This is a genomic window from Enterococcus sp. 7F3_DIV0205, from assembly GCF_002141365.2.
GTDB lineage: Bacteria > Bacillota > Bacilli > Lactobacillales > Enterococcaceae > Enterococcus_L > Enterococcus_L palustris.
On sequence record NZ_CP147244.1, the window covers coordinates 2382885 to 2397762 of the forward strand.

Consider the following 14878-nt stretch of genomic DNA (forward strand, 5'->3'; position numbering starts at 1 on the left):
ATTTTCCTCCTTAATTATGGTAACAAATACCATTCTAACTTTAAATTTGTTATAAGTTCTGCGAATGGTTTCTTCCCGTTGGTTGCTCTTAAAACAATATTCCCCAAACTATCTACTCCTATATCGGGATTATCTCCAAATTGGTTCAACCACCTCTTAAACTTTGGATCAACGTTTAAGTCTTTTTTGATTTCTGGTTTAATCTTGTCATGGAATGTATTTTTGTCAGTACCAAAAGTCTTTTTAAATTCCTTGTTTCCTTTTGGAAATTTTTTATTATAACTTCCTCCACCATCACTTGAAGTAAAGTTACTTGTTGTTAATCCATTTATACCATCAACTGTAATCGCTATTCCTTCTGCTGTTACAGCCACTCCATCCAGAATAACTTCTCCACCAACTAGAATCCCAACGCCATTCGTGGTAGAAACTATTGCCAAGCCTCCGATTGTTCCAATTATACCTGTAATTGTTGTCGCTATTCCTAATGAAGTCCACACTACTTTTCCTACAAAATCCAGAAATTTTGCTACCGCATCTATGCTTCAATCAAGCCAACTTTCTTTCATTGCTTCTGTTAGTTGAGCTGTTAGCTTCTCATCTTTTACACCATTTGTATAAACAACATAGACAATATTTCCAGCAGCATCTAATTCTGTCACCGTTTCAACACGACTTTTTGGCTGGCTATCATTATATCCTTTTAAATTTTTAAACCATTGTTGATTACCATAGTCAACAATTCTATACCCCTCTCTTGGATTAAGAAAATTTGCTGGATTACCTAATTGTGCTAATCCTGTGTTTACATCACTGATCAAACTAGATAATTCCGAATAATGAGAGGCATGACTAAATTCAAAAGCTTGATATTTCTGTAAAATCTCAATATCTTCTTTAATAGGATCAATACTCTGTTGTTTAAAAAAATCACCTAATACAGGAACATTCTTCATCGACTTAGCCAAATCACTCATTAAGTTAGTATATTCATTTTGAGCAGTTTGTAAATCTCTAAGCAATCCTTCCAAATCATCTGTGTCTAATACTTCATCTGTCTTGCCAACTTCACCAACAAAATCTGTTAAATAGCTATTTAAACTGTTGTCCATCTCATAATAAACGTTGAATAGTGCTTTGTCTATCTCTTGATACGCTTGGAGATGGCTCACAGTTGAAACCCAACCACCACCTAATAAATTTCTATTTCCAGCTAATCCATCTATTGAACTTGTCACAGAATTAAAACTACCTACAGCATTTAAACGTTGCGAACGAATACTACTTTTTACATCACTTAGTTCCTCATACATTATTTTCATCGGAGTCCTCCTTTCTAGTTTCTTCATATAATAATTCAGCTTTTTTGTAAACTGCTTTTCTATCCGTCAGTTCGTCTTCAATTTCTTCATCTGCAATAGAAAAAACTTTTGTAAGTTCCCTTTGCTTTTCTTCCACTTCATCTAATTTTTGATAGACTTGTCTTTCTGAATCTGTCCCTTTAGAATAATGTAGGACACGTTCCCATATCTCTTTTTGTCGATTGATCGCTTTTTGACACTCTTCATAAGCAAATGGAATCTCTCCAGTTTTCTTTTTCAAGCTGTTGAAATCTTCTTCTGCTTCCTCTACTTTCATACGCAAGCTAAATAAATTCTTATCCATCTATTCCACCTCATGCTTGCATCGTTGTTGCTATGCTATCTTTTATTTTTTGATCCGTTTCTTCAATTGCATTATGTACGGCTTGAACATTTCTTACTTCTGTAGCTAAACACATTTTATAGGTGTCAATTGTTTGCTGAAAAGAAGTCATCAATGTTTTTAACTCATTTGTTGCTGGACTTGTAGATGTATTAATGCTATTTGTTGGCTTAAAATCAATATTTTCCTTTGCAACTAAAATATCCGCAGCAAATTTAGCAACTGCATTTCCATCTGTACTGACCGTTTCTCCCATTTTTTCACACTCCTATTAATTATTACCGTTAACAATTAAACAGTCATAATAATTATAACATCCTTGGATAGTTAGTAAACCCGACAAATAAAAAAATATACCTGACTTAAAAACAAAAAAATAAAGAATAAAAACAGCGAAAAGATGTTACTCTATAAAAATCGTTCAGGGACCTTTTCAATTAATAAAAAATATAGAGTTCCTCACATTCCTTCTCAAAGCTTAAGACAAGCATTTGTTTTAGATTTACTAAATCACGTAATCAATAGTTCAATTATTAAATTTCTTTTCGGTCAGGCAGAAACTTCTAATATGCTTAGAAAAGTTTACGGGCATACAAATGAACGTTTTGAAGAATATAGACAGGCAAATTAAACTCTTAACCAAATCAAAAAAAGACACCTTCCAAAAAATGGAAAGTGTCTTGAAATGTTACAATTGAATGGTACTCGTAAGCGAATAAATTCGCAACGACTCCAACAATTAACGTTTTGAGAATTGTGAAGCTTTACGAGCTTTTTTAAGACCTGGTTTTTTACGTTCTACCATACGGGCATCACGAGTAAGAAGTCCAGCGCGTTTTAAAGCTCCGCGGAAGTCAGGATCTACTTCTAATAATGCACGAGCGATTCCGTGACGGATCGCACCTGATTGACCAGAGTAGCCTCCACCATTAACGTTTACCATTACATCATAAGCGCCTTTAGTTTCAGTTACACCAAATGGTTGGTTGATAACTTCACGCAAGTCAGCGTGTGGAATATATTCTTCAACGTCTTTTTTATTTACAGTAATTTTACCAGTACCTGGTACTAAACGTACGCGAGCTACAGATTTTTTACGACGGCCAGTGCCGCTATATTGTACTTGAGCCAATGAATTTCCCTCCTTAAATTAGGTTAGTAATATCTAATACTTCTGGTTGTTGTGCAGCATGTGGATGCTCAGCTCCACCGTATACGTTTAATTTAGTAAATTGTTTACGGCCTAAAGTGTTTTTAGGAAGCATACCTTTTACAGAAGTTTCAATTAAACGACGAGAGTTTTTATCGCGTAATTCACCAGCAGTAACAGATTTTAACCCACCTGGGTATTGGCTGTGACGGTAGTAAATTTTATCACTTGCTTTGTTACCAGTTAATTTGATTTTATCAGCATTAATTACAATTACGAAATCTCCAGTATCCACATGTGGTGTGAATGTTGGTTTATTTTTTCCACGTAAGATAGAAGCAACTACAGTTGATAGACGTCCCATTGGGATATCTGTCGCATCTACTACATACCATTTACGTTCTACTTCGCCAGATTTGGCCATATATGTTGTACGCACGATTCTTTCCTCCAATTTTCTATTCGATGTTTGACATTCACTTGAGTTTCCGGGGCTCATTGTGGGGCAAACAATACCATTTAATATGATACCTTCTATCACTAGCAAAGTCAATGAATTTCTGCAGTTTTCGACATATTTTTCTTATCCAAAAAATATCTGCACTATCAAATCGATTCCTTCAAAAAATGCGTAATGTATATTACGTAATCCCTTTGAACAAAAATGTATATTATTCCTTTTTATTTTATTTTTATGCATATTTATTTATAAAAATGGTTGATTTTTGTATTTTCAAGTGATATGATGAAAACAATCAAAAAAGACAATTAGAAAATAAGGAGTGTTACTCATGACAGAAAAAGTTGTTTTAGCCTACTCTGGGGGATTAGATACCTCTGTTGCTGTTAAATGGTTAGTTGACGAAGGATATGATGTGATTGCATGCTGTTTAGACGTCGGTGAAAAAAAAGATTTAGACTTCATCAAAAATAAAGCATTAGAAGTCGGTGCTTCTGCGTCTTATACCATTGACGCTAAAGAAGAATTTGCGCAAGAGTTTGCTTTGATCGCTTTACAAGGGCATACATTTTACGAACAATCTTATCCACTCGTTTCCGCTTTATCCCGCCCATTGATTGCTAAGAAATTAGTAGAGTTGGCACACGAAACTGGCGCAACAACAATTGCTCATGGCTGTACAGGAAAAGGGAATGATCAAGTTCGTTTTGAAGTTGCGATCAATGCCCTTGCACCTGAGCTGAATGTTATTGCACCCGTTCGTGAATGGAAATGGTCCCGTGAAGAAGAAATTAATTATGCCAAAGAAAAAGGCGTGCCTGTTCCCGCTGATTTAGATAATCCTTATTCAGTCGATCAAAACCTTTGGGGACGTGCTAATGAATGCGGCATTTTAGAAGATCCATGGACAACTCCGCCAGAAGGGGCTTATGAATTAACTGCTAGCTTAGAGAGTGCCCCTGATGAAGCAGATATTATTGAATTGACATTTGTTGAGGGTGTACCTACAGCTATCAACGGGAAAAAAATGCTTTTATCCGATTTAATTTTGGCGTTAAATGATTTAGCTGGTAAGCACGGAATCGGTCGGATCGATCATGTGGAAAATCGCTTAGTTGGGATCAAATCTCGTGAAGTTTATGAATGTCCGGCAGCGATTACGTTGATGACTGCTCATAAAGAGCTTGAGGATTTAACGTTTGTTCGTGAAGTAGCACACTTCAAACCAATCATCGAAAATCAATTATCACAAATAATTTACGATGGATTATGGTTCAACCCGTTGACAGATGCTCTGATTGCCTTCTTAAAATCTACACAAAAGTATGTAAATGGTGTAGTTCGAGTAAAACTATTCAAAGGACATGCCGTAGTTGAGGGGCGTAAATCTGATAATAGCTTATACAATGAAAACTTAGCAACGTATACATCAGCTGATACTTTTGATCAAGATGCTGCTGTCGGCTTTATTAAACTCTGGGGACTTCCGACTAAGGTAAATGCTGAAGTCCAAGCCTCTCTAAACAAAAATAATTAGCAACAATCTTATTTTACCTAGGTTGAAACTACTGTGAGATAACTTTTACAGGTTTGTAAATAAGGTTATCCAATCCACCTATTAAACAGACTTATCTAAGGAGAATTTCTTTTCGGTTTGCGGATCGAAATAAGGAAATCGTACGTCTTTATAGGTGTGCCAAACTCGTTACAAAGTTGAACAGGAATTTAACGAAATAGTTACTTCTAGTGTCACTTAATAAGCAAACAGGTTATCTGCATCGGGAAGTAGATGACCTCTTTCTTATTCCACTGAATAATAATACAAAAATGAGGTGTGTATCATGGAAAAATTATGGGGCGGACGTTTTGAAGGAAAAAGTGAAACATGGATCGATGCATTTGGGGCTTCGATTCCTTTTGATCAAAAATTAGCAAAACAAGATATCACTGGAAGTTTAGCTCATGTAAAAATGTTAGCGAAAACAGGAATTTTAACTGCAGAAGAAGCTGAACAAATTAGTTCTGGACTAACTACGATTCAAGAAAAACTGCTTGCTGGTGACCTCACCTTCAGTATAGAAAATGAAGATATCCATTTAAATATTGAAAAGCATCTACATGATGAAATTGGTTCAGTTGCTGGCAAACTACATACAGGTCGTAGTAGAAATGACCAGGTCGCCACAGACATGCATCTTTACTTAAAGGAAATCGTCCAAGAAGTTATTGAAAAGATTCACTCATTTCGCCAAGTTTTAGTCCACAAAGCCGAAGAAAATATAGAGACTATTATGCCTGGCTACACCCATTTACAACATGCACAACCGATTTCATTTGCACATCATATGATGGCTTATTACGGCATGTTGACAAGGGATCAAGAGCGTTTTAAAGAAAGTTTGAAGCGTATCGATATTTCTCCCTTGGGTTGTGCAGCTTTGGCCGGCACAACGTTTCCAATCGATCGGGCTTATTCAGCTGAATTGCTAGGTTTTTCTTCAATCTATGAAAATAGTCTTGATGGTGTAAGTGATCGGGACTTTATCTTAGAGTTTCTTAGTAATAGTTCCATTCTAATGATGCATCTTTCTCGATTCTGTGAAGAAATCATTTTATGGTGCAGTCATGAATTTCAATTTATTCAATTGACGGACACGTTTTCTACTGGTAGTTCAATCATGCCTCAAAAAAAGAACCCAGATATGGCAGAATTGATTCGGGGGAAATCAGGTCGCGTATATGGCAATTTATTCAGCCTTTTAACGGTTTTGAAAGGTTTGCCGTTAGCTTATAACAAAGACTTGCAAGAAGACAAAGAGGGTATGTTTGATACGTCTCACACGATTTTGACTAGTTTAGAAATCATGTCAGGTATGGTAGAGACCATGAAAATAAATCAGGAAATGATGGAAAAATCGACCGAGAAGGATTTTTCAAACGCAACAGAGTTGGCTGACTACCTTGCAAGTAAAGGAATGCCTTTTAGGCAAGCACATGAAGTTGTGGGGAAATTAGTCTTGGACTGTACCAAACAAGGCATTTATTTACAAGATATTCCATTAAAAGAATATCAAGCTATTACGCCATTGATTGACTCTGATATCTACCAAACTCTAGCATCAAAGACCGCAATCGAGCGTCGACACTCATATGGCGGTACTGGATTTGACCAAGTAACGGCCGCAATTGAACGCAGTAAGTTAAAACTAGAAAGTGAAAAAAACTAAAAAAGCTGATGAAAGATAGCATACTATCTTCCATCAGCTTTCAATTTTTTTGATTAACGAGTTTTTGCACGTGAATCTGCATCAATACCAGGTGCTTTACCCAATTTTGCTTGCAACATCCAAATATTTTTCTCGATATCTGTTTTGTTTGCAATAAAGATATCTTGTGTAGAGTCATCGCCTTCTTCACCAGAAACATCAATTCCTTTTTGGTATAAGTCAGCTAAATAGCGATAGCCTTCAACTAATTTTTCCATACGTTCAGGAATTGTACGCTCATATGTGCCGATTTCATCTTCAATACCAGTATGATCCGCAAATTCTTGTAATGTTGAGTAAGGAGCGCCATCTAGTGTAATCAAACGTTCAGATACAACATCTAATTGGTCATTGATTTGATCCATGTATTCGTCCATTTTAGGGTGTAATGTCAAGAATTCTGGGCCACGCATGTACCAGTGAGTTTGGTGGATTACCACTGAAAACTGGCTTAAATCTGCAACTAGTTGGTTCAATACTTCTTTAGTTTGTTCAAATTTCATTATACATCATCCTCCTAAATTTTTATCTATATACAATTGTAGTACGAAATCACAAAAAAGTACACTAAAATCTTCATTTTTATAATTTTTCTCATTTAAGAATAATTATAAACTAAAAAGATTAATTACTGTTAGGTATTGGTATAGTGTCTAATGAATCCAGAATCTCTTTAGCTACTTCATTTAATGCTTCTTGTAATTCTTTATTCATCGTGTTTATATCTTTCGAGCCAGAAATGAACGCCAGAAATAAGTTAGATACTGCCTGTTTTTGATCATTTGGCACAAACCACTTCCCTTTCTCCTTCTCTAAGCGTAATTTTAGTTCTACTGGATCTGTTTTTATTTTAATTGCTTTGACCCGTTCCTCGAGAATGGAAAACGTAGCATCTAGGGTTTTTTGCTCATCTTTCGCTATTTCAGTATCAGCTAAGGTCTCTTTCACTAACTGCCTTGTCATTTCCTGCATGGCACTTACTAGATCCAGTCCAGTGACATAATAAGTGATTGTTGCGCCCTTTTTTGTTTCATCTATTTGAACGATTTTAAAAGTTGCTTTTTCCCTTGCTTGTTGTAAAAGCTCCTTTGTTAGTTGATCTGCCTGTTTTTCTGGAACTTTCGCTCCTGTAGAGGATAAACCTTTAGCAAAGTTCTCTTCAAAAGTCTTACTATTTTCATCTAATTCCTTACCCACTTGCTCGCCATCTCGAAATTCTTTTGCAAATTTTTGTTCTTCTTTTTGATAAACAAGACGATCAACAAATAATTCACCCGCATCTTCTGCTGAGATACCTTTGGAACCACAGCTTGTCAGCACTATTCCCATTACGAGCAACGAGGTGATCCATAACTTTTTCATTTCCTTTCCTCCGTTCTCTTACTACTAGTAAAGCAAGTTCATAGTTATTTGTCAAAAAAATTTATTCTAAGTCTGCTCTTAGTTTCGCTAATTGGTGATAATTGGCGGATAATTGTTGCTGCGTAGTTATGAACAGTGGATAAATCTGTTGATAAATTTGACTGTTTTCACTATTAGGTTCAACTGTTTCATAAATTTCTACTTGTTCACTCGCTACTTTTAAATCAGTAATATTACCAATACTTTGCCAACCTAACAAAACCGCACCGAAAGCTGAAGCCTCTACGCTTTCCGTTAACGAAAGACTTTGACCCAAAACATCAGCCATCACATGTTTGAATACTTCTGAATCAGCAAAGCCACCTGTGGCTCGAATTTCTTTAACTGTTCCGCCTAACTCTTCTAACTCTGTTAAAATACGTTTCAGATTCAAACAAATCCCCTCAACTACTGCACGCATCATCAATTTGTCATCATGGTTTCGCTTCAATCCAACAAAACTACCTGTAGCTTCTGCATTCCACAAAGGAGCACGTTCCCCCAACAAATAAGGTTGGAATAATAGTCCTTTAGCCCCAATAGGTGTTGCCTTCACAAGATCCATCACAGCATCATAAGGATTTTTCCCCGCTGCACGAGCTTCCGCTTGGACTTCTTTCAATAAATTTTCACAAGCCCAATCGAAAATCCCAGCACCATTACTTGTTGCGCCTCCGATCACCCAATGTTTTTCGTCTAGCACACAACAAAAAGTTTCCTCCTGCGGATGGGTCTGAGGTTTATCCACGATATAACGTAAAGCACCGCTCGTTCCAACAGTCAATGTTGCAGTTCCTTTTGCCACAGCACCTAATCCTAAATTAGATAATGGACCATCCGCACCTCCCAACATAAAAACTGTTTGTGCAGTCAAACCTAACTGTTCGATCCACTCAGCTTTTAATCCGGATAGTTGATGAGTTGGCTTTACTAATAATGGTAATTGATCAGTTGTAATTCCCATCTCGGCTAAAGCTAATTGATCCCAATTCAAGTCGCGGATATTCAAAAATCCTGTCCCCGAAGCGGTACTAATATCTGTAATATATCGGTCAAACAAACGATAAAATACATACTCTTTCATTCCAATAAACGTCTCAGCTTGCTCATATATTGCTGGACATTCTTCTTTTAACCAACGAATCTTATGAAAAGGAGTCATTGGATGCATCGGTAATCCTGTATTTTGATAAATATTTTTCCCCAAAGCGGTATCTCTTAGTTCTTCCGCATATTTTTCCGCACGATTATCGGCCCATGTGATGACCCTTGTCAGAGGTTGATGATTTTTATCCATGACGATCAACCCATGCATTGCCGTGGAAAAAGACACAACTGAAATTTCCAATGGCTGCACTTTAGCCACAACTTGTTTGATACAAGTAACCACCGCCTGAAATATCTGCTCTATATCCTGTTCTGCCATGCCTTCCGTTTCCTGAATGAGTGGATAACGTACATAAGCAGAATCTTGAACTGTTCCATCTTCCCTAAAGGCAACAGCCTTTGTTTGCGTCGTACCAATATCTACTCCGATTGCTATTTTTTCCATCTTCTCGCCTCATTTCTCACTTTCATTATTCCGAATAAAAAAAGAATTGTCTAGTTAAAAAGATATTTTTTTGCGTACTTATTTATGAAAGGAGTTTTTATATGTTGGTTATTTATTTTATCTTTGGTAGTGTGATAGGTTCATTTCTTTGTTTAGTTGCTGAACGAATTCCTATTGGGGAATCGATTCTATTTCCAGCGTCACATTGTTCCTTCTGTCAGACGAAGTTAAAAGTTTTTGAATTGATTCCGGTTGTTTCTATTATTTTTCTATGTTTTCGCTGCCGTTATTGTGGGCATAAATTACCATTTGTTTATTTTTGTAGTGAAATAATTTGTGGACTTCTTTGCTCTTTTATCGCGTTCAAATCTAGTTATCCACTGTACTCTCTTTGCTTTTTATTTACAGCAGTGATTTTGTCTTTGACAGATATTTTTTATTTGATCGTTGAGCCTAAAATTTTTTTCCCACTCACGGTGTTACTATGTATTTGGCACTTTTATTTAGCATGGCCGTTTTATCTTTTTACAAGCGGCATTTTTTTCTTTGGTTTGCATGGGTTAAACTACCTCTTTCCTGATTCAGTTGGCGGTGGAGATATCATCCTATTAACTTTATGGGGCGCACTTTTAGGAAGTGAGTCACTTATCTTTTTACTATTCTGCGCTAGTAGCAGCGGATTATTTTTTATGTTGTTTTACCGATATATTTTAAAGAAAAAAATAAAACATCTTCCCTTTGTCCCCTTTTTAAGTATTGGACTATTTTTTGTATTGCTCTGTAAATAAATAACGAGACAAAAAGCACATGTTTACTTTTGTCTCGTTTCTCTCAGTTATTTATCTTTCCAGTTCTTCCGAATAAAACCAGCACGACCAGAACCTTCTCTATATAGATTATAGTGTACACTGTGTTTTTTATAATAATCTTGATGATAATCCTCTGCTGGATAAAAAGGTTTAGCAGGTTCAATTTTTGTAACGATTGGCTGAGTAAAGCGACCACTTGCTTGTAGTGTTGCTTTTGATTTTTCTGCAATTTCTTTTTGCGCTTCATTTGTATAAAAGATAACAGGACGGTAAGAATCACCGCGATCTGCAAATTGTCCTAGTGCATCTGTCGGATCTGTTTGTTGCCAGTAAGTTTCCACTAGTTTTTCATATGACATAATCGTAGGATCATACGTTATTTCAACTGCTTCTGTATGGCCCGTTGTTCCTGTTGTAACTTGTTCATAAGTTGGTTTTTCAACATGTCCACCTGTATATCCTGATACCACAGAAATAATGCCTGGTTGAGAGTCAAAAGGCTTTACCATACACCAAAAACAACCACCAGCAAAAATCGCTTTTTCGTAATTATGTTCCATGATTCCTTCACCTCTTTTTTCTTTATCATAAGCCGAATCAAAAAATAATGATATTGATTTGCCTACAATAAAAGATCCCTTCAATAATGAGTGAAAAACTAAAAGTCAAGATAGCCTAAAGATGATATACTAAAAAATCAACTTATCTCACCATACTGTTCGTTACTATTACAAACAAAAAAACGCAACCTGTACCTAATGAACAAGGTTGCGTTTGTATCTTCTATGAATAAAATACTAAAGCGTTTATCTTTTTACTTACTTTATTCAACAATTCAATTCTAACTTAATTCCTTCTTTTTATTTACAGAAGAAGCCCCAACCTTTCCAATAGAAGAAACAAAATCTCAATCCGCCCTCTACTGTTTTTGCTTCGTTTTTCGTTAATTCTCTCATCTTTTTTCCTCCTCTTTTTATGCTTGTTTTACATTCATTCCGTTTTTATATACCTTTTTACTTGATCACTTCTTTTATTTACAGAAGAAGCCCCAGCCTTTCCAATAGAAGAAACAAAATCTCAATCCGCCCTCTACTGTTTTTGCTTCGTTTTTCGTTAATTCTTTCATCTGCTTTTCCTCCTCTTTTTATGCTTGTTTTATATTCATTCCATTTCTTATGCTTTTTAACTTGCTTCCTTCTTTTTATTTACAAAAGAAGCCCCAGCCTTTCCAATAGAAGAAACAAAATCTCAATCCACCCTCTACTGTTTTCGCTTCGTTTTTCGTTAATTCTTTCATCTTTTTTCCTCCTCTTTTTATGCTTGTTTTATATTCATTCCATTTCTTATGCTTTTTAACTTGCTTCCTTCTTTTTATTTACAAAAGAAGCCCCAGCCTTTCCAATAGAAGAAACAAAATCTCAATCCACCCTCTACTGTTTTCGCTTCGTTTTTCGTTAATTCTTTCATCTGCTTTTCCTCCTCTTTTTATATTTTTAATAACTTAGTAGTTATTTTTATACTGTTTCTGATGCAATATTTATATCTATCCACTCTGCGACTTTTTGCAGGGATATTCCATTTTCAGGTGTCCATTCTATTTTGCTTGTCAAAATACCTTTACTATATTTAGCTAGCGTTGGTGTATACATAATGTTGTAATCCACCTTGAATTTTTCCCACTCTTCTTCATTTTCTCTAACCTTTGCGACATTCAGATAAAATATTCGTTGTGTTATCTTTTTTTCTTCTACTAACTTAATAAATTCTGGCTCGAAATCATTGCAATCCCCACATGTTGGCCGACCCACATAAACGTAAAAATCCTCTTCTCTCTCAATTTTTTCTTTAAAGCTATCAAATGTAATTGAATCCACTGTATTGTATATATCTGGATAATTAGACTGCTCTACTACCAATTGCTCATCCTTTTTATCATTATCCATCTTTAACGCATATGCTGTCCCACTTAGACTAAATAACCCAATTACTGCCAAAACGACTGCTACCCTCTTTAAATTCATTTCACTTCCCCTCTTTCAAGAATGTTTTTTGTTGCTTCGTATTCCAGAGCACCTTCATAACGCGTTAGTTTCCCCTCTTTGATTACTAGTATTGTCGGTGTCACTGTTACATTGTTACTAGTAATAAATTTTTTATTGCTAGTATTTTCAGTGTCCAAATAATAAACTTCAGTATCTGTTTTTTTGGCTGCTTTCTCTAGTATCGGGAGAAACTTTTGACATGAAGTGCAATTTCGATTTCCTACTAAAATGAATGCATCCTCTTCATTTTTAATAGTATCTTCGATTTTCTGGGTAGATATTGTATTGTCTTTTATACTAGCACTAGATTTAGTCGCAGTTAGAATCATAAAGAATACAACAACAACTATAGAGAGCATAAATATCCCTGTCTTATTTTTCATTCTTTCCCTCCTTGTCTTTTTTCTTTTATATTGATGATTTCATCAGCATATTCTAAAACATCTGATTCATGACTTATTACAATCACGATCTTCTTTTCGTGATTCGCTAGTTTTTTGATATAATTCATAAATTTCTGCTTAGACGCACTATCTAAATTTCCAGTTGGTTCATCAAAAATATATAAGCTCGTATCTTGATACAAAGCTCTCATTAACAGAATTTTTTGCTTTTGGCCTTGAGACAAATTTCGACCATCACTTTGAATTAAATAATTATTTGGCAACTTTAAATCTAGTAAGTCATCATAGTGAGACTTCTCCTCTGTCGTCAAATGCTCATTAAATACCTTATAGCGAATATTACGACCAACAGTATTTCCATATAAACTGAATTCAGGTGAATACAAGCTAATATACTCTCTAATGTTAGTATTCTTAAATGACCGCTTCTCGACACAATCATTAACAATCAATGTGCCAGAATCTGGATCTAGCATCCCAGAAAGTAAATTAATGAGTGTTGATTTGCCACAACCATTATCCCCAATAAGAGTGTATAGTTTCCCAGCTTCAAATCGAGTATTGAATTGTTTGAACATCTTTTTTTTCTCATCGTAAGAAAAATCCAAATTCTTCACATCAATCGTTGTAATTTTGGGAACATCTAATACATTCTCTAAAATTTCTGCTTGTTCGGTATAATCTTCACCACTTTGAATATAGTCGATCGCAATAGCACTTTTTTGATAGCTCAACCACGATTGCAGGACTGGAGCAACCGAACTAAGTATAATAGAGATGATCAAAATACCATTTGAATCATTTAATAAACTAGTTGTATCTCCTGCATGAAGTGCTGCATTAACTCCAAATACAACAAATGTTGAGATTGAAATTAGCGTTGAAAAAACTTGAAACGTTGAAGCTATTTTCAAATCATTCTTAACCATTTGATTTTTGCTTTCAAAATAATCTTGGATTTTTTGTTGAACAAAGTTCTCAGCTTCTTTATTTTTAGAAAATAAATTGATATCAAATGAGCTCTTTATATTATTTTCAACAGAGAATGAAAAAGCCGATGATTTCCCAATAACATCTTTCTCATTGTTTCTGATAGTGTCCACTTTCATTTTTAAAAAATAAGAAAATAAACCAATCCAGAAAACTAATACACCAAATAATAAGGGAGTGATACTAAAAACAATACTTGCCAATAACAACACATAACATAAATTGAGTTTAAAATAAAATTTTTCCAATAAACCCGAAACTGAACCAAACAAATTCCAAAAATAGCCAGTTATATTATCACTATTGCCTCCTGATTTGATATCACTAACTTTTTGAGCGTAGTACTTCATTAAAATCTTTTCTTGTATTTTATTCTCAAGAGCAACTTTTTGCTTGCCTTCCATAATATTGATTTTATAGAATCCTAAAATCAATATTATGGCTACAGAAATTACAAAAACAAAGACAGGGACAGAATGTAGTCGGTTTGATGATAGTGTCCCTTGAATCAGAAAAGTTGTCACTATCGGAAGTAGATATTTTAGCAATATCAACCCAATCATTTTCACTTTTAAACTATAAGAAATCTCTTGCATTACTTCCTTGTAAAGCCTTTTACCTAGACTCGATTCTTCATTATTCATTCTGAATCTCTTTTTTGATTTGCTTGTAACAACTGGGCTAGAATCTGCAATACATAAAGCATAGCCTAAAAATATAGATTTCAAATAGGCTTCGTCGTACTCCATTAGAGTGCTTTCTGCAGGATTAGAGACTATAAATGATTGGTCCTCCTTTATCTCATGAACAACTATATAGTGACCCACGCCATCATTCTCCACGACCAAGAGCATAGGTAGTTTTTCAATTTTTTTTAGCTTCTCAAAATCCGTAACACCATACGCACTAGAATTCACTCCGTACTTTTTTAAAATGGTTTTCATTTCATCTAGAGAAAGTCCCTGTGTTTTTTTAATACTATAATGTTCATATAATTCATTCTCACTACCAATTTTTACTCGTAACTGTTTTAAGATTGTTTTTAACGAGGCGATTCCACAATCTGTCGTTGAATGTTGCATATAATGAGCATACATAAT

16 protein-coding genes are annotated in these 14878 nt (G+C 35.1%); 3 read left to right on the forward strand and 13 right to left on the reverse strand.

The annotated features are described in order from the left end of the window. Positions 1-14: 14 nt before the first annotated feature. From A5821_RS11210 to rplM, 6 genes are all read right to left on the reverse strand, one after another. Positions 15-500 (reverse strand): hypothetical protein, encoded by a 486-nt coding sequence (locus A5821_RS11210; protein ID WP_086314659.1) that lies wholly within the window; start codon positions 498-500, stop codon positions 15-17. A gap of 45 nt (positions 501-545) precedes the next feature. Next, entirely contained in the window at positions 546-1322 is a 777-nt protein-coding gene (locus tag A5821_RS11215; RefSeq protein ID WP_170923026.1) for a T7SS effector LXG polymorphic toxin, read from the reverse strand. Further along, positions 1306-1665: a hypothetical protein gene (locus A5821_RS11220; RefSeq protein ID WP_086314661.1), complete on the reverse strand. Its 360-nt coding sequence runs from the start codon at positions 1663-1665 to the stop codon at positions 1306-1308. The genes A5821_RS11215 and A5821_RS11220 overlap by 17 nt, the downstream gene beginning before the upstream one ends. Positions 1666-1675: 10 nt before the next feature. Beyond that, complete coding sequence (locus tag A5821_RS11225) at positions 1676-1960, reverse strand: hypothetical protein (protein ID WP_086314662.1); 285 nt, start codon at positions 1958-1960, stop codon at positions 1676-1678. 483 nt (positions 1961-2443) lie between these two features. Beyond that, positions 2444-2836: a 30S ribosomal protein S9 gene (gene rpsI / locus A5821_RS11230; protein WP_010771970.1), complete on the reverse strand. Its 393-nt coding sequence runs from the start codon at positions 2834-2836 to the stop codon at positions 2444-2446. A 13-nt stretch (positions 2837-2849) separates the two neighbouring features. After that, complete coding sequence (gene rplM / locus A5821_RS11235; protein WP_303393681.1) at positions 2850-3296, reverse strand: 50S ribosomal protein L13; 447 nt, start codon at positions 3294-3296, stop codon at positions 2850-2852. Positions 3297-3645: 349 nt separating this feature from the next. On the opposite strand from rplM, the gene A5821_RS11240 reads away from it, so the two are divergent. Further along, on the forward strand, positions 3646-4851 hold the full coding sequence (locus A5821_RS11240; RefSeq protein WP_086314663.1) for an argininosuccinate synthase: 1206 nt from the start codon (positions 3646-3648) through the stop codon (positions 4849-4851). Positions 4852-5155: 304 nt separating this feature from the next. Next, positions 5156-6541, forward strand: coding sequence for an argininosuccinate lyase (gene argH / locus A5821_RS11245; protein WP_086314664.1), 1386 nt, complete (start codon positions 5156-5158; stop codon positions 6539-6541). Positions 6542-6594: 53 nt separating this feature from the next. Here the strand turns inward: argH and A5821_RS11250 are convergent, their stop codons facing one another. The 3 genes from A5821_RS11250 to A5821_RS11260 form a co-directional block, all read right to left on the reverse strand. Further along, a complete protein-coding gene (locus tag A5821_RS11250; protein ID WP_086314665.1) occupies positions 6595-7083 on the reverse strand; it encodes a Dps family protein in 489 nt (162 codons plus the stop codon). A gap of 121 nt (positions 7084-7204) precedes the next feature. After that, entirely contained in the window at positions 7205-7942 is a 738-nt protein-coding gene (locus tag A5821_RS11255) for a DUF5105 domain-containing protein (protein ID WP_086314666.1), read from the reverse strand. A 61-nt stretch (positions 7943-8003) separates the two neighbouring features. Then, complete coding sequence (locus A5821_RS11260; RefSeq protein ID WP_086314667.1) at positions 8004-9533, reverse strand: gluconokinase; 1530 nt, start codon at positions 9531-9533, stop codon at positions 8004-8006. A gap of 101 nt (positions 9534-9634) precedes the next feature. On the opposite strand from A5821_RS11260, the gene A5821_RS11265 reads away from it, so the two are divergent. Further along, positions 9635-10321, forward strand: a complete 687-nt coding sequence (locus A5821_RS11265) for a prepilin peptidase (RefSeq protein WP_086314668.1) — start codon at positions 9635-9637, stop codon at positions 10319-10321. A 47-nt stretch (positions 10322-10368) separates the two neighbouring features. On the opposite strand, the gene msrA is transcribed toward A5821_RS11265, so the two are convergent. The 4 genes from msrA to A5821_RS11285 form a co-directional block, all read right to left on the reverse strand. Continuing rightward, positions 10369-10902 carry a peptide-methionine (S)-S-oxide reductase MsrA gene (msrA, locus tag A5821_RS11270; protein ID WP_086314669.1) on the reverse strand — a complete coding sequence of 178 codons (534 nt, stop codon included), beginning with the start codon at positions 10900-10902 and terminating at the stop codon, positions 10369-10371. A gap of 954 nt (positions 10903-11856) precedes the next feature. Beyond that, positions 11857-12363, reverse strand: coding sequence for a thioredoxin family protein (locus tag A5821_RS11275; RefSeq protein WP_086314670.1), 507 nt, complete (start codon positions 12361-12363; stop codon positions 11857-11859). After that, on the reverse strand, positions 12360-12767 hold the full coding sequence (locus A5821_RS11280; RefSeq protein WP_086314671.1) for a thioredoxin family protein: 408 nt from the start codon (positions 12765-12767) through the stop codon (positions 12360-12362). The genes A5821_RS11275 and A5821_RS11280 overlap by 4 nt, the downstream gene beginning before the upstream one ends. Next, on the reverse strand, positions 12764-14875 hold the full coding sequence (locus A5821_RS11285) for an ATP-binding cassette domain-containing protein (protein WP_086314672.1): 2112 nt from the start codon (positions 14873-14875) through the stop codon (positions 12764-12766). Before A5821_RS11285 ends, A5821_RS11280 begins: the two co-directional genes overlap by 4 nt. Between the last annotated feature and the right edge of the window lie 3 nt (positions 14876-14878).

Excerpts from the sequence above, each read along its gene's own strand:
- msrA (WP_086314669.1), bottom strand. The coding sequence starts at position 10,902 with ATGGAACATAATTACGAAAAAGCGATTTTTGCTGGTGGTTGTTTTTGG.
- A5821_RS11285 (WP_086314672.1), bottom strand. The coding sequence starts at position 14,875 with ATGTATGCTCATTATATGCAACATTCAACGACAGATTGTGGAATCGCC.
- A5821_RS11215 (WP_170923026.1), bottom strand. The coding sequence starts at position 1,322 with ATGAAAATAATGTATGAGGAACTAAGTGATGTAAAAAGTAGTATTCGT.
- A5821_RS11275 (WP_086314670.1), bottom strand. The coding sequence starts at position 12,363 with ATGAATTTAAAGAGGGTAGCAGTCGTTTTGGCAGTAATTGGGTTATTT.
- A5821_RS11255 (WP_086314666.1), bottom strand. The coding sequence starts at position 7,942 with ATGAAAAAGTTATGGATCACCTCGTTGCTCGTAATGGGAATAGTGCTG.
- A5821_RS11220 (WP_086314661.1), bottom strand. The coding sequence starts at position 1,665 with ATGGATAAGAATTTATTTAGCTTGCGTATGAAAGTAGAGGAAGCAGAA.
- A5821_RS11250 (WP_086314665.1), bottom strand. The coding sequence starts at position 7,083 with ATGAAATTTGAACAAACTAAAGAAGTATTGAACCAACTAGTTGCAGAT.
- A5821_RS11280 (WP_086314671.1), bottom strand. The coding sequence starts at position 12,767 with ATGAAAAATAAGACAGGGATATTTATGCTCTCTATAGTTGTTGTTGTA.
- argH (WP_086314664.1), top strand. The coding sequence starts at position 5,156 with ATGGAAAAATTATGGGGCGGACGTTTTGAAGGAAAAAGTGAAACATGG.
- A5821_RS11260 (WP_086314667.1), bottom strand. The coding sequence starts at position 9,533 with ATGGAAAAAATAGCAATCGGAGTAGATATTGGTACGACGCAAACAAAG.
- A5821_RS11225 (WP_086314662.1), bottom strand. The coding sequence starts at position 1,960 with ATGGGAGAAACGGTCAGTACAGATGGAAATGCAGTTGCTAAATTTGCT.
- A5821_RS11265 (WP_086314668.1), top strand. The coding sequence starts at position 9,635 with ATGTTGGTTATTTATTTTATCTTTGGTAGTGTGATAGGTTCATTTCTT.
- A5821_RS11240 (WP_086314663.1), top strand. The coding sequence starts at position 3,646 with ATGACAGAAAAAGTTGTTTTAGCCTACTCTGGGGGATTAGATACCTCT.